The sequence below is a fragment of the Colwellia sp. 1_MG-2023 genome (assembly GCF_030546755.1).
Classification (GTDB): Bacteria; Pseudomonadota; Gammaproteobacteria; order Enterobacterales; family Alteromonadaceae; genus Thalassotalea_H.
The window spans coordinates 48675-66911 of sequence record NZ_JAUOPE010000010.1; the positions used below are offsets into that span (position 1 = coordinate 48675).

At 37.5% G+C, this 18237-nt stretch carries 17 protein-coding genes; 12 read left to right on the forward strand and 5 right to left on the reverse strand.

Annotation, left to right across the window (positions count from 1 at the left end; genetic code table 11):
* From Q4493_RS12360 to Q4493_RS12375, 4 genes are all read left to right on the forward strand, one after another.
* On the forward strand, positions 1–636 hold the full coding sequence (locus tag Q4493_RS12360) for a tetratricopeptide repeat protein (protein WP_303453045.1): 636 nt from the start codon (positions 1–3) through the stop codon (positions 634–636).
* A 125-nt stretch (positions 637–761) separates the two neighbouring features.
* Positions 762–1970: an outer membrane protein assembly factor BamB gene (gene bamB, locus Q4493_RS12365; RefSeq protein WP_303453048.1), complete on the forward strand. Its 1209-nt coding sequence runs from the start codon at positions 762–764 to the stop codon at positions 1968–1970.
* A gap of 117 nt (positions 1971–2087) precedes the next feature.
* Positions 2088–3542 carry a ribosome biogenesis GTPase Der gene (gene der / locus Q4493_RS12370; RefSeq protein WP_303453257.1) on the forward strand — a complete coding sequence of 485 codons (1455 nt, stop codon included), beginning with the start codon at positions 2088–2090 and terminating at the stop codon, positions 3540–3542.
* A 158-nt stretch (positions 3543–3700) separates the two neighbouring features.
* Complete coding sequence (locus tag Q4493_RS12375) at positions 3701–4384, forward strand: PilZ domain-containing protein (RefSeq protein WP_303453051.1); 684 nt, start codon at positions 3701–3703, stop codon at positions 4382–4384.
* A gap of 1 nt (position 4385) precedes the next feature.
* On the opposite strand, the gene xseA is transcribed toward Q4493_RS12375, so the two are convergent.
* Positions 4386–5723 carry an exodeoxyribonuclease VII large subunit gene (xseA, locus tag Q4493_RS12380; RefSeq protein WP_303453054.1) on the reverse strand — a complete coding sequence of 446 codons (1338 nt, stop codon included), beginning with the start codon at positions 5721–5723 and terminating at the stop codon, positions 4386–4388.
* Between the two features lie 182 nt (positions 5724–5905).
* Between xseA and guaB the strand changes: the two genes are divergently transcribed.
* The 5 genes from guaB (at position 5906) to Q4493_RS12405 (ending at position 12556) form a co-directional block, all read left to right on the forward strand.
* Positions 5906–7378, forward strand: a complete 1473-nt coding sequence (gene guaB, locus Q4493_RS12385) for an IMP dehydrogenase (RefSeq protein ID WP_303453057.1) — start codon at positions 5906–5908, stop codon at positions 7376–7378.
* Between the two features lie 277 nt (positions 7379–7655).
* Positions 7656–9239: a glutamine-hydrolyzing GMP synthase gene (gene guaA / locus Q4493_RS12390; RefSeq protein WP_303453060.1), complete on the forward strand. Its 1584-nt coding sequence runs from the start codon at positions 7656–7658 to the stop codon at positions 9237–9239.
* A gap of 191 nt (positions 9240–9430) precedes the next feature.
* The gene (locus tag Q4493_RS12395) at positions 9431–9781 is read left to right on the forward strand and encodes a RidA family protein (protein WP_303453062.1); all 351 of its coding nucleotides are present in this window, start codon (positions 9431–9433) and stop codon (positions 9779–9781) included.
* Positions 9782–9910: 129 nt separating this feature from the next.
* Positions 9911–10612, forward strand: coding sequence for a glutathione S-transferase family protein (locus tag Q4493_RS12400; protein ID WP_303453064.1), 702 nt, complete (start codon positions 9911–9913; stop codon positions 10610–10612).
* A 3-nt stretch (positions 10613–10615) separates the two neighbouring features.
* Positions 10616–12556, forward strand: coding sequence for an ATP-dependent DNA helicase RecQ (locus tag Q4493_RS12405; RefSeq protein ID WP_303453067.1), 1941 nt, complete (start codon positions 10616–10618; stop codon positions 12554–12556).
* A 34-nt stretch (positions 12557–12590) separates the two neighbouring features.
* Here Q4493_RS12405 and Q4493_RS12410 read toward each other — a convergent pair whose 3' ends face one another.
* Positions 12591–13694 carry a GGDEF domain-containing protein gene (locus Q4493_RS12410; RefSeq protein ID WP_303453070.1) on the reverse strand — a complete coding sequence of 368 codons (1104 nt, stop codon included), beginning with the start codon at positions 13692–13694 and terminating at the stop codon, positions 12591–12593.
* Positions 13695–13866: 172 nt separating this feature from the next.
* Between Q4493_RS12410 and Q4493_RS12415 the strand changes: the two genes are divergently transcribed.
* On the forward strand, positions 13867–14127 hold the full coding sequence (locus Q4493_RS12415; protein WP_303453073.1) for a hypothetical protein: 261 nt from the start codon (positions 13867–13869) through the stop codon (positions 14125–14127).
* Between the two features lie 86 nt (positions 14128–14213).
* Here the strand turns inward: Q4493_RS12415 and Q4493_RS12420 are convergent, their stop codons facing one another.
* The gene (locus Q4493_RS12420; RefSeq protein ID WP_303453076.1) at positions 14214–14702 is read right to left on the reverse strand and encodes a peptidylprolyl isomerase; all 489 of its coding nucleotides are present in this window, start codon (positions 14700–14702) and stop codon (positions 14214–14216) included.
* Positions 14703–14720: 18 nt separating this feature from the next.
* Positions 14721–15695 (reverse strand): tRNA-modifying protein YgfZ, encoded by a 975-nt coding sequence (gene ygfZ / locus Q4493_RS12425; protein ID WP_303453079.1) that lies wholly within the window; start codon positions 15693–15695, stop codon positions 14721–14723.
* 164 nt (positions 15696–15859) lie between these two features.
* On the opposite strand from ygfZ, the gene Q4493_RS12430 reads away from it, so the two are divergent.
* Both Q4493_RS12430 and Q4493_RS12435 read left to right on the forward strand, forming a co-directional pair.
* Positions 15860–16123, forward strand: a complete 264-nt coding sequence (locus Q4493_RS12430) for a succinate dehydrogenase assembly factor 2 (protein WP_303453082.1) — start codon at positions 15860–15862, stop codon at positions 16121–16123.
* Positions 16071–16586 carry a hypothetical protein gene (locus Q4493_RS12435; RefSeq protein WP_303453086.1) on the forward strand — a complete coding sequence of 172 codons (516 nt, stop codon included), beginning with the start codon at positions 16071–16073 and terminating at the stop codon, positions 16584–16586. The genes Q4493_RS12430 and Q4493_RS12435 overlap by 53 nt, the downstream gene beginning before the upstream one ends.
* Positions 16587–16618: 32 nt before the next feature.
* On the opposite strand, the gene nadB is transcribed toward Q4493_RS12435, so the two are convergent.
* The gene (gene nadB, locus Q4493_RS12440) at positions 16619–18217 is read right to left on the reverse strand and encodes an L-aspartate oxidase (RefSeq protein WP_303453089.1); all 1599 of its coding nucleotides are present in this window, start codon (positions 18215–18217) and stop codon (positions 16619–16621) included.
* Positions 18218–18237: the final 20 nt, after the last annotated feature.

An 18237-nucleotide genomic window follows, 5' to 3' on the forward strand; every position in this document is an offset into this window, starting at 1 on the left:
GTGTCTGATCATCAAACAGAAGAACAACAAGTAGAAGCAATTAAAGCGTTTTGGAGCGAAAACGGCAATTCTATCATTGCTGGATTAGTTTTAGGTTTCGCTGGTTTTATTGGTTATGGTTATTATCAAGAAAATAAACTAGAGCAGGAAGTGAATACTTCAGAAGCTTACCAAAACGTGGTGGAGCTATCATCAGGTGATGAAAAAGCTTACCTTGCTGCGGGTGAAAAGTTTATCAGTGAGAATGGCGAGTCAAGCTATTCATCGCTTACCGCTCTTGGTTTAGCAAAAGAGGCTGCTTCGCATAAAGATTGGGAACAAGCCGCTAAGTACTTAGTCACTGCTCAAGAAAAAGCAGCTAACCCTGGATTGAAAGCAATTGCCACTACGCGTTTAGCGCGTGTACAAATTGAATTAGCGCAGTATGAGAAAGCATTAACAACTTTATCAGCATCATTACCTGAGTCGTATAAAGCGAGTGTTGAGGAAATTAAAGGTGATGCCTATTTAAAACAAGAAAAAGTTGATTTAGCAAGAAATGCATATCAAGCAGCCATTGATGCTTCAGAGCAAGCAAGCCCTGTATTGCAAATGAAGCTAGATGATCTTGCTCAGCATATTGTGTTAACAAAGTAGTTACTGCGTTTACGTTAATTTTTGCGTATACCTAATTTCTGCGTATACGCTCATTATTTACCTTTTAAGCCACCGTATTATTTTTTAATTAAAGTTAAAAAATGGTACGAACGTTGGAGCATTAAGTGCTTAACTTTAAAGATATTATTTTTAACAAAAAACTTTTATTTGCTTGTTTTTTAGCAACAGGCTTGATGGCTTGTTCATCGACAGATGATGAAATTGATGAGACAGAGCCGGTTGAATTAACGGAAATTACCCCGTTATTTACTCCTCAGGTTTTATGGGATGAAGGCGGTGAAGGCGTTGGAGATTATTTTTCTCGTTTAAAAGCTAAAGTGGCTTACGGAAAAGTCTATAGTGCAAGCCGTGAAGGTTTTGTTTATGCACATGATAGTGCTTCAGGCGAACAAGTTTGGAAAACAGATTTACGAGAGAAAAGTGCCGATAGTGGATTTTTTACTAGCCTTAAACCTGCGCTAATCAGTGGTGGGCCAATTACCGGCATCAGTAAAGTTTTTGTTGGTAGTGAAAACGGTAAAGTGTTTGCCCTAGACGCCGAAACGGGTGAAGTATCTTGGCAAGCTAAAGTGAAAGGGGAAGTAATTTCTGCACCTGCATTTGATGCGGGTACGGTAGTTGTTAATACTGTTTCAGGTGTTTTAAAAGCATTCAATGCAACAAATGGCGAAGTGCAATGGCAAATTGAACAAGATGTCCCTCCGTTAACTTTACGCGGTGTTAGCGCTCCATCTATTGCTGCTGGTGGTGTCGTTGTTGGTGCTGCAGATGGAAGCCTAGCTATCTATATTTTAGAAAATGGTCAGCAAGGTTGGACATCTGAAGTTGGCGAAGCAACAGGCTCAACAGAATTAGAACGTGTTATTGATATTGACTCTCAACCACTTATTTATGGCGATATTGTGTATGCGGTTTCTTCACGTGGTCATTTAGTGGCAATTGAATTACGTACTGGGCGTATGTTATGGAAACGTCAATATTCTTCATATCGTCAATTGTCGATTAGCGGAAATACGATTTTCTTAACCGATGTTAAAGGTCATATTTATGCGGTGGATCGTATTAATGGCTTAGAGCGTTGGAGTCAACAATCTTTTACTAATCGTGGTGTTACTGGCCCTGCGGTATTGAAAAATTATGTTGTAGTTGGTGATTTTGAAGGCTATTTACATTGGTTAGATCAAGAAACGGGTGACATTGTTTCGCGTCATCATGTTGATGGTAGCGGCATATTTAGCACGCCAACGGTTGCCGATGAAATTTTATATGTACAATCACGTGATGGTGATTTACAAGCGATAAAAACACCGTAACGCTTTTTATCAGCTAGAATTAAAACGGCTCCTCGCATTGCGTAGGAGCCGTTGTTTGTTATTAAAATGGCATAAAAAGTTTAACTTTTTATGCAAAGTAAATTTTTAGAGGTAATCATGCTTCCTGTCGTAGCCCTTGTAGGGCGTCCAAATGTTGGTAAGTCAACATTATTTAATCGTTTGACACGTAGTAGAGATGCGCTTGTTGCTGACTACCCAGGCTTAACGCGTGATCGTCAATATGGACAAGCTCAAGTCGAAGAGCATCCCTTTATTGTCATTGATACCGGTGGTATTCATGGTGATGAACAAGGTATCGATGCATTAATGGCTGAACAGTCATTAATGGCAATTGCCGAGGCAGATGCTGTGCTGTTTATGGTAGATGCACGTGCCGGTTTAACTTCTGCGGATATTGGCATTGCTGATTATCTTCGTAAACAAAATAAAAAAGTGTTTTTAGCTGCAAATAAAGTTGATGGCATTGATGCTGACTCGGCTGTTGCTGAATTTTACGCGTTGTCATTAGGGGAAACGGTTCATCAAATTGCGGCAGCGCATGGACGTGGTGTTACACAACTATTAACACTTGCGTTAACGCCCCACATTGAAGCTTTAGGTGCTGAAAAGGCTGATGAAGAAGATTCAACAGCCGAGCTTTCAGAAGAAGAGATAGACGAACAAGCACCAAAAGAGTCAGATAAAATCAAATTGGCTATTATCGGCCGACCGAATGTCGGTAAATCTACTCTTACTAACCGTATTCTCGGGGAAGAACGTGTAGTGGTTTACGATATGCCAGGAACAACTCGCGACAGTGTTTACATTCCAATGGAAAGACATGGCCGTGAATATACCTTAATTGATACCGCGGGTATTCGTCGCCGTAAAAATGTTACCGATGTTGTGGAAAAATATTCCGTGATAAAGACCTTGCGGGCGATTGAAGATGCTAACGTATGTTTATTGATTATTGATGCTCAAGAAGGAATTTCTGATCAAGACCTTAGTTTACTTGGTTTTATTCTTGAAGCTGGCCGCTCTTTAGTTTTAGCGGTTAATAAGTGGGATGGTCTTGACGAGCACGTTAAAGATCGTATTAAAACCGAACTTGATCGTCGTTTAGGTTTTATCGACTTTGCGCGTATACATTTTATTTCAGCGTTACATGGTACGGGCGTAGGGCATTTATATGAGTCAGTTGAAGAAGCATTTGTTTCAGCGACTAAACGTATTTCTACTTCTATGGTCACGAAAATATTAGACATGGCAATTTTTGATCATCAGCCACCTATGCATAATGGCCGTCGCATCAAATTAAAATACGCTCATGCTGGAGGCTATAATCCGCCGTTAATTGTGATTCATGGCAACCAAGCAAAACAACTCCCCAATTCATATAAACGTTATTTAATGAATTATTATCGTAAATCATTAAAAATCATGGGTACTCCAATAAGAATTGAGTTTAAAGAAACGTCTAACCCATTTGCGGGTAAGAAAAAGTTAACGTTTACTGAACAAAAGAAGTTAGCGAGAAAAACGCAAGGTTATAAGAAAAACGAAGATTAAGACTGACTAAATATCAAGCCCAATCAATTGATTGGGTTTTTTATTAAAGAGAATTAAGTAAATGTACTAATTGTGATCTGATACATTGCTTTTAGTTATTATTTTGTCTAGTGTATTTAATAATACTTTTGTTATGAATAGCTTATCCCTTATCAACTATGCCTTTAACGCCTGTAAAAATTGAAACATTATCAAGAATTAATAATAACCTCGGCTTAATGCAGGCGGGTTCTATTGTTAGTGTTGATATTAGTACTCCCGCCGGTCAGAAAGGAAAGTTTAGAAGCACTTTTGTCGGTTTTTTAGCAAAACAGTACGTGCTAATTCAATTTCCGGACTCAAATAAAGTAGGAAATTTTGGGCAATTTATTACTCAAGGCACAGGAGTTACTGTTCGAGGACTTATTGAAGGTAATGAAGGCTCCGTTGCAGCGTTTGTTAGCAGTATTAAACAAACGGTTCAATTACCTTCCAAATTAATGGTATTAGAATTTCCCACATCAATCAGTGTGCAAAGTTTGCGTAAAACTATACGTGTCGATACCGATATTCGCGCTAAAGTTCGGATAGAAAAAAACTTTTGGGAAGGAATGATCACCGATCTTTCTAAAAATGGTTGTCAACTAAGAGTGGATAATGGTGAAGAAATATCATTAGCAAAGGATAAAACCATAGATTTTGTTATTGAAAGTTTCCCCGAATTAGGCACGTTGAAGTTTTCCGGGCAAATATGTAGTCAAAAGCAAATAACCAATGGTGTATCTTTAGGTATAAAGTTTAATGATGCTGGAAAAGAGTCTGTTGTTAAGCTGCTTTATCATGTGGTGACATTAGAGCTGTAATTTACTTGTCTGGTTTTATATCAATCACTTTTGTTTCAATCACCCCATCGGTGACTTGAACAGAAATATTTTCACCGATATTAACCTGTGTCGTGCTTTTGATTATCCCTTCATTGTTTCGACTAACACTATAACCTCTAGCGATTGTTGCTAAAGGACTAACGATATTTAATTGCTCAATGATATGAATAAATCGCTCGCTTTTTCGAGTAAAAACTTGTTGCATATTCTGTGTTAACTGTGCGCCGAGTTGCTTGAGTTTTTCTTGATTCTGTAAGATATTTTTTTGCGGTGAAAGCTGTAATAGGCGAGTATTTAAATTAATAGGCTGTAAACTAAATTGTTTTAATTCACGATGTATCGCTTGTTCAAGACGAGCAGTTAGTTCATCAGATCTTTGTTGGTAAACTTGTAATTTTTGCTCTGGATGTACTTGAAATAATCTATGTTGTAATGCGTTAACTACTTGTTTTTTACGACTGATATCTTGTTGTATATTTTGCTGAACACGCTGAGCTAGAACAGTTAGTTGGTTTAATGTCTCACTCATATCTTGTGAAACTAATTCTGCTGCAGCAGAAGGCGTAGGTGCTCTTAAATCAGCGACATAATCGGCTAGTGTCGTATCAATTTCATGGCCAACAGCGCTAATTGTTGGTATTTTGCTATGAAAAATAGCTTCAACAACATCTTCTTCATTAAAAGGCCATAAATCTTCTAAAGAGCCTCCGCCTCGGCCAACAATAAGTACATCGCATTCTGCTCGAGCGTTAGCTTTATCAATTGCACTGACAATACCAAATTTTGCTTGCTCCCCTTGAACGAGGGCAGGGTAAATAATGACTGTAATAGCAGGATTGCGTCGTTTTAAAACAGAAATGATATCTTTTACTGCGGCGCCAGTGGGGGAGGTAACTATGCCTACTCGGGTGATATGTTTTGGTATCGCTTGTTTAAATTGTTGAGCAAATAAGCCTAAAGCATTTAACTTTTGTTTGAGCTGCTCGTATTGTTGTTTCAGCAAGCCTTCCCCGGCTTCTTCCATTAACTCAATGATTATTTGAAAGTCGCCCCTTGGCTCATATAAAGAAACTTTTGCACGTACAAGTACTTGTTGACCATTTTTAGGCGTGATACGAGTGCGTTGGTTTTTTCCTTTAAACATCGCACACTTTACTTGAGACTTGGCATCTTTTAGTGATAAATACCAGTGCCCAGAGCTTGCAGCGATGAAGTTAGATATTTCACCACATAACCAGACAGTATTTAGTTCGCTTTCCAGCATAAACTTTACTTTTTTAGTTAGTTCACTTACTTGTAAAATATGCTTTGTAGCCATAAAAAATGTTACTTTATCAGATGTTAAACAGGATCTAAGCTCTATTATATATTTGTTTAAGCTATCTATAGCAAATTATTTCAATAAAATTGTAAAATTTAAGTTGTCCTAAGCTGATAAAACGGTTAAAATTCTGCCGCAATATTCACTCCCTAACCACACCTTTTTAGAGAGATGTTGCGATGCTAAGAATTGCCCAAGAAGCCTTAACTTTTGATGATGTATTACTTGTTCCTGCCCATTCAAAAGTGCTCCCACATACGGCCAGTTTAAAAACGAAATTGACCCGTAAAATTGATTTAAATGTACCGATGATTTCTGCGTCTATGGACACAGTAACAGAAGCTCGTTTGGCTATTACTTTAGCGCAAGAGGGCGGCATCGGTTTTATTCATAAAAACATGACGATTGCCGAACAAGCTAAAAATGTTTCGTTAGTTAAAAAGTATGAAAGTGGTATCGTTAGCGATCCTGTCACCGTAAGCCCTAATGCTACGATTCTTGACACCATGAAACTTGCCGATGAACTAGGTTTTTCTGGTTTCCCTGTAGTTGATGATACCAATAACTTAGTGGGTATTATTACAGGCCGTGATTTACGTTTTGAAACGGACTTAACTAAGCCTGTTTCTGAGTTAATGACGGTTAAAGAAAAATTAGTTACGGTTGAAGAAGGTGCTGAACGAGAAGAAATTTTATCGCTAATGCATGAACATCGTATTGAAAAAATACTCATGATCGATAGTAAGTTTAAGTTGAAAGGTTTAATTACGGTTAAAGATTATCAGAAAGCGGAAAGCAAACCTAATGCGTGTAAAGATGAATTAGGTCGTTTACGTGTTGGCGCTGCTGTTGGTGTTGGTGCGGGTACTGATGAACGTATTGACGCCTTAGTTAACGCAGGCGTTGACGTATTACTCATAGATACCTCTCATGGTCATTCTCAAGGTGTACTTGATCGCGTTAGCGAAACTCGACAAAAATATCCTGAACTGCAAATTATTGCCGGAAATGTAGCGACTGCAGCCGGTGCCAAAGCATTAGCTGATGTTGGTGTTGATGCCGTAAAAGTAGGTATTGGTCCAGGTTCTATTTGTACTACACGTATTGTTACTGGGGTAGGTGTACCGCAATTAACTGCTATTTCAAATGCGGTTGAAGGATTAAAAGGTACGGGTATTCCGGTTATTGCTGATGGCGGTATTCGTTTTTCTGGTGATATTGCTAAAGCCTTAGTTGCTGGGGCACATTGTGTGATGGTTGGCAGCATGCTAGCAGGCACCGAAGAAGCACCAGGTGAAGTTGAACTATTTCAAGGTCGTTACTATAAGTCTTATCGTGGCATGGGCTCATTAGGTGCTATGGCACAAAAAGATGGCTCAAGTGATCGTTACTTTCAAAAAACCGATGGCGAAGCCGATAAACTTGTACCTGAAGGTATTGAAGGTCGTGTTGCTTATAAAGGACCGGTTGCGGCGATTATTCATCAACAAATGGGCGGATTACGTTCATCAATGGGTTTAACTGGCTCTGCTACTATTGATGAAATGCGAACTAAACCTGAGTTTATGAAAATATCTTCCGCAGGAATGGGGGAGTCACATGTTCATGATGTGACCATTACTAAAGAAGCACCAAACTACCGTATGGGCTAATTTTACGTTGTATTTTTGACGATAACTTCATCAGAAGTGCTCACTGACTAACGTCAGCTCCGCGCTTCTTTTTTGTTCTCGTGCAAAACTACTTGGTAAAATAATTTGAACTCTAAGTAACAATTAGAGATAAAAATTCAAACAGGCTGATTTTCATTACTTTAGGTAAGAAAAATTTCAGCCTGTTGTTATTTTTACACAATGTATAAGTAACATTTATAAAAAGTATCGAAACTCATTAAGTAAGATGCTTCACTTTAAAAAACAGGAATTATTCATGGCGACAAATAAAGATATTCATGATTCACGAATCTTAATTTTAGATTTCGGTTCACAATACACACAGCTGATTGCGCGTCGTGTTCGTGAAATTGGTGTTTACTGTGAACTTTGGGCATGGGATGTTACTGAAGCGCAAATTAAAGAATTCAACCCTACCGGTATTATTTTAGCGGGCGGTCCAGAGTCTGTTACTGAGTTAAATTCACCTCGTGCTCCTGAATATGTATTCAATGCTGGAGTGCCTGTGTTAGGGGTTTGTTACGGCATGCAAACCATGGCTGAGCAACTTGGCGGCGGCGTTGAAGGCTCTGAACATAAAGAATTTGGTTATGCAGCTGTAGAAGTGATTGCTCAATCTGAATTATTTAAAAATATTGAAGATAATGTGAGTGAAAATGGCAATGCATTACTAGATGTTTGGATGAGCCATGGCGATAAAGTATCTGCTATTCCTGAAGGCTTTACTACCATCGCCCAAACGCCGAGTTGTCAATATGCGGCAATGGCAAATGAAGAGCGAAAATTCTATGGGGTGCAATTTCACCCTGAAGTTACTCATACTAAACAAGGTATGCGTATGCTTGAACATTTTGTTGTTGATATTTGTCAATGCGAAAAGTTATGGACATCAGCCTCTATCATTGAAAATGCCATTGAAAAAATGAAAGAGCAAGTGGGCGATGACGAAGTGGTCTTAGGCTTGTCTGGCGGCGTTGACTCTTCAGTTGTCGCTATGCTTTTACATCGTGCAATTGGTGATAAGTTAACCTGTGTTTTCGTTGATAATGGTTTGCTTCGTTTAAATGAAGGTAAGCAAGTGATGGATATGTTTGGTGATCATTTTGGTCTCAATATTATTCATGTCGATGCAGAAAATCGCTTTTTAGATCGATTAGCTGGTGAAGCTGACCCTGAGAAAAAACGTAAAATTATCGGCAATGTTTTTGTTGAAATTTTTGATGAAGAAGCCAGTAAATTAACCAATGCTAAATGGTTGGCTCAAGGTACTATTTATCCTGATGTGATCGAGTCTGCCGCTTCTGCAACAGGTAAAGCGCATGTCATCAAGTCGCATCATAATGTTGGTGGATTACCTGAAGATATGGAACTTGGTTTAGTTGAACCCTTACGTGAACTCTTTAAAGATGAAGTACGTAAAATTGGTTTAGAACTGGGTTTACCTTACGACATGCTTTATCGTCATCCATTCCCTGGTCCAGGTTTAGGAGTACGTATTCTTGGTGAAGTGAAAAAAGAATATGCCGACTTACTACGTCGTGCCGATCACATTTTCATCGAAGAACTACACAAGCATGACTTATATAAAAAAGTCAGCCAAGCCTTTACGGTATTTTTACCTGTACGCTCAGTTGGAGTCATGGGTGATGCGCGTAAATATGACTGGGTTGTTTCACTTCGCTGTGTCGAAACAATCGATTTTATGACCGCTCGTTGGTCACACTTGCCGTATGATTTCTTAGGATTAGTGTCGAACAGAATCATTAATGAGATCGATGGAATTTCTCGTGTGGTTTACGATATTTCGGGTAAGCCGCCGGCTACTATCGAATGGGAATAATTGGTTAAGTGGTGTTTTAACTTGCTGTAATTCACGACTTCATCGTCAAACGTACTCACTGACTAGCGTCAGCTCTGTGCGATTTCCTTGAATTAGCAAGTTACTTCGATGTTTAAACAACACTTAATAATATTTTGCAAAACCTCAAAGTGAAAACTCTGAGGTTTTTTCTTTAAATAGGAATAAGAGAAATGACTATAGAGCGAATTGAAACAAAACAACGTATGAGCCGAATTGTAAAGCATAACGGGACGATATATTTATGTGGACAAGTATGTGCAGATGCCAGCAAAGATATTACTGAGCAAACTCAAACTATGCTAGATAAAGTAGAAAGCTTATTAGCGCAAGCAGGAAGTTCAAAAGAACATATGTTATCGGCAACTATTTATTTAAAATCCATGGACGATTTCGCGCAAATGAATGCAGTGTGGGATGCCTGGGTACCAGAAGGTCACGCTCCTGCTAGAGCATGTGTTGAAGCAGCAATGGCACGCGATGTGTTGTTGGTTGAAATTTCAGTTGTTGCGGCTGAGAAGTAACACACTTATTTGTTTTTTACTTGTTTGTTGAGAAATACTCGAACCACTACTGTAATAATTTACAGTAGTGTTTTTTTTATGTATGCTTATTTTTCTCTTGAGAATATTTTATCAATTTAAGGATGAGTGATGATTAAGTTATATGGTTTTGGTGATGCATTTGGTGTGATTGATACGAGCCCATTCGTGGTGAAAGTAGATTTATTCTTAAAGCTCGCAGGTATTGATTACCAATTTGTTAATGATTTTAATAACTTAAAACAATCACCAAAAAATAAACTGCCTTTTATCGAGGATGAAGGTGAGAAAATTGCTGATTCAGCTTTTATTATTAAATACCTTACTGAAAAATATCATATAAAGCTTGATGATCACCTCAACGACGAACAAAAAGCTCAGTTGTCACTATATACTCATGCATTAGATGAAAGCTTATATTGGACCTTAGTGTATTCTCGCTGGTCAAAAGAAGACACCTGGCCGGTCATTAAAGAAGCTTTCTTTAATGAGTTACCTATACCATTAAAGTGGTTTTTTCCCAATATGTTACGTAAAGGTGTCGTTAAAACATTAGTACGACAAGGATTTGGCCGACATAGTGAGTCTGAGTTACTTTCCAAAGCCGATGAACATTTTTCTGCTTTATCGAGTTTATTGGGGGAAAAGGATTATTTTTTTGGCGAGCAAGCCTGCTCGTTTGATGCCGTGGCTTATTCATCATTATGTCAATTTATCAGTGTCGATTATTTTAATAGTTTTAACCAGCAAGCGAGAAAATATAAAAATTTAGTCGATTATTGCCAACGTATTGAAGCAAAATATGCGATGTAAACTATGACTAATCAACTAACACGTTCGCTACAAGAGGTTTTTGCTTTTGATGGTTTTCGTCAAGGGCAAGAACAAACGATTGAACAATTGCTGCAAGGCTATTCTTCGTTAGCTATTTTTCCTACTGGATCGGGTAAATCTTTATGTTATCAATTTACCGCAACGCAGCTCCCTCATTTAACCTTGTTGGTGTCGCCTTTATTAGCGTTAATGAAAGATCAATTAGCGTTTTTAGAAAGCAAAGGAATAGCTGCAGCCAGTATTGATTCAAGTTTAACCGCAGAGCAAAATCAGCAAGTGATGGCCGATGTTAGAAATGGTCACTTAAAGGTTTTAATGGTCTCAGTTGAGCGGTTTAAAAATGAACGCTTTCGGCAATTTATTAGCAGCGTTGAAATTTCAATGTTAGTAGTAGATGAAGCACATTGTATTTCTGAATGGGGTCATAATTTTCGTCCTGATTACTTAAAATTACCAGCATACCAGCAAGCACTGAATATTCCTTTAGTGTTATTACTAACCGCGACAGCAACTAAAAAAGTAAAAAATGATATGGCGAGTAAATTTGCTATATCATCAAAGCACATAGTACAAACAGGTTTTTACCGTGAAAATTTAACTTTATCGGTTACTCCTGTGCTTGACGTTGATAAAAATCAGCAATTACTGCAACACATACAACAGCAAAGCGGTTGCGGTATTGTTTATGTGACATTACAGCATAGCGCTGAACAAGTGGCTGACTTTTTAGTCAAAAGTGGTTTGAATGCTCACGCTTATCATGCTGGTTTTGACAGCGATATGCGAACCAAAATTCAAGATGACTTTATGTCTGGCAAAGTTGAAATTATTGTTGCTACTATTGCTTTTGGTATGGGGATCGATAAGTCAGATATTCGCTTTGTTATTCATTACGATTTACCTAAATCGATTGAGAACTATAGTCAAGAAATTGGAAGAGCAGGGCGTGATGGCTTGTCGTCTAATTGTATTACTTTGGCAAACCTAGATGGTTTAAATACGGTTGAAAACTTTGTTTATGGCGATACACCAGAGTTAACGGGTATTGAGCAGGTGCTTACAAATATTCGCGAAGAACAACAAGCAGGGCGGTGGGAGTTACAAGGATTAACGTTATCGAATGCCAGTAATATTCGGCAATTACCGATGAAAACCTTATTAGTGCAACTTGAGCTTCATCAAGTGATCAAGCCTCTTTATTCTTATTTTGCTGATTTCAAATATAAATTTATTACCAATAAAGATGAAATTTTAAATACGTTTGCAGGAGAACGCCGAGAGTTTCTTTATGCGGTTTTTCAGCATAGTAAATTCAAAAAGGTATGGGGTGAACCTGATTTTGAACAATTATTTCAGCATTACCAATGTGAACGAAGTCGTGTTGTTACCGCACTAGAGTATTTGCAAGAATTAGGACATATTACCTTAGAAACGAAAAAAATCACCGAAGTATTTAGTGTCAATGAAACCGCTTTATCGACTCCTTTTTTAGCCAATAAATTACATGATTATTTTCTCGATAAAGAGCAAAGTGAAATAAAAAGAATTGCCGCCTTGATTCGATTTTTTGAATTAGAGCAATGTTTAACTCGCAATTTATCTTTATATTTTGATGATCAACACGCACCCGAAAATTGCGGCCATTGTTCTGTGTGCCGTGGTCAAGTCGCAACATTGGCATATTCTTCATTGGCAACTTTGCCAAGTGATGATTTACTCAAAAGTTACATCAAGGAAGTCACCTCATTATTGAAAGCGAAAAGCCATCAAACAATTTCAACAGAAACCTTAACTCGATTTTTAACGGGATTGATGGTGCCTATGTTCTCACGCACTAAAGTGAAACAGCTATCAGGTTTTGCTTGTTGTCAGCATATACGTTTTCAAGAAGTGAAAGCAAAAGTACTTAGTCTTCAAATTTAATAACTAGGTGTTTAAATGCTTTTGATCTTTAAAGTTATAAGCAATGATCTTGGTTTGTCTTAGACTGAATAAAACAATTTCGGCCGTGTTGTTTTGCTTGATATAGTGCTTTATCGGCATTTTTAACCATAGCTGTTTTATTACTTGTTTTAGAAACTTGTTCGAGGTGAAAGCCAATTGAACAAGTGACATATTTACCTGCTTTACCCATGCCATGTTCAACTTTTGCTTCTTGCCATTGCGCTATGATGGCATCAGCAAATTTGACACACATCTTTTCGGTAACATTAGAGACAATCACAATAAATTCTTCACCGCCATACCTAGCAACGATATCTGCTTCGCGTTTAAATAATAAGGTTAAGTGTTGTGCTTGAAGTTTAATTATTTTATCGCCTTGCACATGGCCATATCCGTCGTTGTAATCTTTAAAGAAATCAAGGTCGATAATAAATACACAAATTGATTGTTCAGTTCTTTTATTTAAACAAAGTTGCTCTGAGAATCTAGTTTCATAGGTTCTTCGATTATAAATTTCCGTTAACGGATCTGTTTGGCTTAATTTCTCAAGGACAATATTGGCTTTTGATAATTTTTTTAAGGCAATTTCAACTTGTTTAACACCCATTAAGCCGACAATTAATCCTACTAGGACAAAGCCGAAGTTTACGCTGTTTTGATCGCCATATATGGGGTACGAAGTAATTAACAACGCAAAACCAATAATTACAATAGCCGAAAAAGCAATGCCATATTTAAAGCTTAATCTAAAGACAAACAAGGTAAATAAGCTATACATCACAGTGCCTTCATAGGGAAAAGCAAATTGCGCTAATTGCCAGCAGGTTAAAATAACCCAGTAATTAACATAGACTAGGCTCAACATAATGAAGAAAAGTATTTTTTGGTAGTGTTTTAAAAATAATGGATGAAAACTTAATAACAGAAATACGCCACAAAGCGGCAGCTGCATGAATACTCTCGAGTGAATATAAACAGTTGATAAACTCTCCGGCAATAATTCAAGATCTGCGATCATAAATCCTGCCAGCAAAGCTGCGCCGATAACAATAAGCAAGCGTACTTGTTTTAGCGAGAGGTTTGTTTGTTCAATTATTTGAGTATATGAACTTTTCACTTGGCCAAATTATGAAAATATTTAACTTTATTAAAGGCGAATATTCTTTGAATTTCAAATAAATACTATAAAAATTGCTAGTCATTTGTTATTTTGTTCAACTTTTTTTGTAATAAACTTGCACAACAAAAGACTGTTTGAGTATGAAACACATTTGCTTAGGATGAACAGTATGGAAATTATGCAATTAATTGTCGCTACCAGTATTATTGTTGCTGGAATATTATTGGTTGGTTATCTCAATAAACGTTTTGAGTTAGGGCTTGAGGATAGTTCATTAGGAGGTTGTACATTGACAAATGGTGCTAATTATTCAAATCGGTTAGCAGAAAAAGATAAAATAATTAAAAATTTATCTGAAAGAGTCGCTGTGTTGGAAAAGTTAGTAACTGATCCTCAAGAGCAATTAAAGAAAGAAATCGATAGCTTATAAAACGAAGAATGTTTGACTATCGCCATTTTATTAAAACACGTCAGTTGTTCTCAAAAAGGCTTAAACGCCCTTTTGAGAACAAAAAATTAATGGTTATGACCACATCCGCCTTCACCATGAACATGGCCATGGGCTAATTCTTCTTCGGTAGCATCACGCACTTCTAATATTTCAACATCAAATTTTAAATCAATGCCTGCTAATGGATGATTACCATCAACGGTGATCTCATCTTCTTGTACGTCAATAACAATTACCGTTTGCTCGCCTTCATCGGTTGTTGCTCGCAGTTGAGTTCCAACATCTAAATCTTCAATTTCTGCGAACATTGCTTTAGGGACCGTTTGTACATAATCATCAAATCGTTGGCCATAAGCTTGGTCGGCACTCACTTCTACTTCAAATTTGTCGCCTGCGACATGATTAGCTAAAGCACTTTCTAAGCCAGGGATTAAGTAACCTGTCCCTTGTATAATGGACAATGGACTATGATCGTACGAACTGTCGATTAATGTGTCTTCGCTATCAGATACGGCATAATGTAAAACGACGACTTTCTTATCTGTTATTTGCATGGGTTCTCCTAAAGGTAATTATTCTTGATTAAGCGTATAAGGCAATTCTATGATGGAAAGCGAAGATGCCGGATGATCTTTTATACGTAATTGTGTTGATGATTCAATGTCGTTGTTTAACACGGCTTGAATATAACATTGGCCATTATCGGCTTGGTAAATACTGGTTACATCACCGGCTTTACGCCAGTTTTCACCTAACTGTTTTTCGATAACAGGCTTGACTAATACTTCAGTATTTTCACCCGATAGGGCAAACAACGCTTTTTTATTTTTGCCTAAATACTGCATTCGAGCGACAGTTTCCTGTCCTAAATAACAGCCTTTAGTAAAGCTTATGCCTTGTATCGCTTGCATGTTTAACATTTGTGGTACGTACTCATTGTCGTTTTGCAAGGTTAACGCTGGGATGCCTTCTATAATCTCTAATAACTTCCATATCTCTGTTGAAAATACAGGTAATTCAAAAGTCGTGATTAGATGATTGATCTGCTCTGCTTCATCAATGATTAAATATCGAGTCACATTGCCCGCTATATATACTAGTGTTGTTGTACCTTGTTGAATGACGGGCGTTAAATTATCAGGGATTTGAGAAAATTGGTTTTTTAGTTTTTCTACCGCTTGTTCACCTACAACAGCAATAAAACTTAATTGATCAGTTGCTGATATTTCAACTTTAGCAAAAACGCCGAATTTTTTTAATTCAGCTAATGATGGCTCAATGGTTGATTTAGGTTGAAATAGAAGATGTTGTTGCTGACGATTAAATAAACGAAAACAAGCAAATACTTTGCCTTTCGCATTACAATGCGCGCCATTAAGCAAATTCTTTTGTTCAAGTTCATTTACATCACAAGTGACTTGTCCTTGTAAATATTTACTTTGTTCTTCACCTTTTAATGAAATCGCAGAATAATCTTCCAATGAAATCAAGTAATTGCTTGGTAAATTCTCTAATGAGGGTTTTGTTGTGTTTATTGCAATTGTCATAGCAGCTTAAAAAAATCAAAACATGACATAGTAATAAGGGCGAGCGTGTAAAAATGCAAGCGTTAGACTAAACTATAATTTACACTTTTCTTGTTAGCAAATGATGGCGTTTAAGCCGTTGAGTTTGTTACAATAGCGACAATATTGTGAACCAAGGGTGTACTATGTTAACTGTAGGGTCGGTAGAAAAAGACAAATCAAGATTAAAATGGGCGTGTCGTCGTGGCATGTTAGAGCTTGATGTACTGTTTATGCCGTTTGTTGATGAAGCTTGGGAACATTTATCAGATGAAAACAAAGCGATCTTTGAGCGTTTATTAGTTTGCCAAGATCCTGAGTTATTTGCTTGGTTTATGGGGCATGAGGAATGTAAGGATGCAGAACTCAACTCAATGGTGCAATTTATACTCGGTCGAGTCAAAGTATAATATACGGGTAGGTCAATCTGCCGTTCAACGCATTATTAAAAGATGGTTTGATGCGGTAATTATACTGCTATTTTGCCATATCGTCAGTCAGCTTTATTGGGCGATCACTATCGCAACTTCTGCTAATTTAGTGGCTATTATTGCTTTTTTATTCATATGCAACACGATTCTTTTTAAAAAATATTATAACCGCTTGCCAATCTATCAAATCAAACATTTGGTATTGCATGAAAATGGTTTAATAGATTGTGATCGCTACAATCATTTATCTTTACACATCAATAGTCGTATCGGTTGGTTGGGTTGTTGGCTAATACTTATCGATAATAGTTCTAAAATACTCGGCAAACCGATAAAAATTTTTATCTTTAAAGATAGTCTTTCTCAGCAAGATTATTGTCGATTATCTCGAACTATTTTATCAAATCATCGGCAACAACCTGCTTCGTCTTCAACTATTTAAAACACGAGTGCTTGTTTATGTGTGAACTATAATTAAATATCTTCAGATGAAAGAATTGTCATACTAATTTCGTCGCTTAACTCTGGATAGTCTAACGTGTAATGTAAGCCTCTGCTTTCTTTGCGTTTCATCGCACAATGAATAATTAATTCAGCCACTTGCACTAAATTTCTTAATTCTAATAGGTTATTACTTACTCTAAAGTTTTGATAATAATCTTCTATTTCTTGCTGAAGTAATTCAACCCGATGTAATGCTCGCTCTAAACGTTTAGTGGTGCGAACAATGCCAACATAATCCCACATAAAAAGTCGTAGTTCATGCCAGTTATGTTGAATCACGACTTCTTCATCTGAGTCGGTTACTCGGCTTTCATCCCAATCAGGTAATTCAATATATTTTTGTGAATTGGGTAAATGTTTTTCGATATCTTCCGCTGCTGCTTTCGCAAAAACTAGGCACTCCAATAACGAGTTACTGGCCATTCTATTGGCACCATGTAGTCCGGTATAAGAAACTTCACCAATGGCATATAAGTTTTCAACATCGGTTTTGCCTTGCTTATTTATCATGACACCCCCGCAGGTATAATGCGCTGCGGGTACAATTGGCATTGGTTGTTTGGTCATATCAATGCCTAAAGAAAGTGTTTTTTCGTAAATAGTAGGGAAATGTTGCATGATAAATTCAGGCGACTTATGGCTGATATCTAAATACATGCAATCAGCGCCTAGACGCTTCATTTCATAATCAATGGCACGCGCAACAATATCGCGAGGAGCTAATTCTGCACGCTCATCAAAACTTGGCATAAAGCGACTACCATCTGGTCGCCTTAAGATAGCACCTTCTCCACGTAGGGCTTCGGTTAATAAAAATGTTCCGGCTTCTGGATGAAATAAACACGTTGGATGAAATTGATTAAATTCCATATTGGCAACGCGACATCCTGCGCGCCATGCCATGGCAATACCATCACCACTGGCAACATCTGGGTTTGAGGTATATTGATAAACCTTACTTGCTCCGCCTGTCGCTAAAATGGTTTTTTTGGCAAAAATACGCTCAACTTTTTCGCTATTTCTGTTCCAAACATAAGCGCCAATACAGTGTTTGTTTTTATCATCTGAATTTTGACAGACTAAATCAATGGCATTATATCGTTCGAATACTCGAATTCTGTTATGATTATTCACACGATCAACGAGTGTCGTTTGTACCGCTTGCCCAGTAGCATCTGCGGCATGCAGTATACGACGATGGCTATGACCACCTTCTCGAGTTAGATGATATTTTACCTTGCCATTATCGTTATCTTCTTGATCAAAATTAACCCCTTGTTCAATCAACCACTCTAAACAACTTTTAGCATTTTCAGCGGTATATTGCACAATGTCTTCATTACAAAGACCTGCTCCGGCAATTAACGTGTCGGAAACATGCGATTCAATACTATCATTCTCATCAAAAACAGCGGCAATTCCGCCTTGAGCATAGAATGTAGAGCCGTCGTTCACTCGGCCTTTACTTAAAATGACAACATCTGCATTTTTTGCTAAATGAAGAGCAAGCGATAAACCTGCTGCACCACTACCAATAATTAGCACGTCACAATTGTGTTGTTGATTCATAAATGATTGAATTTCATGTA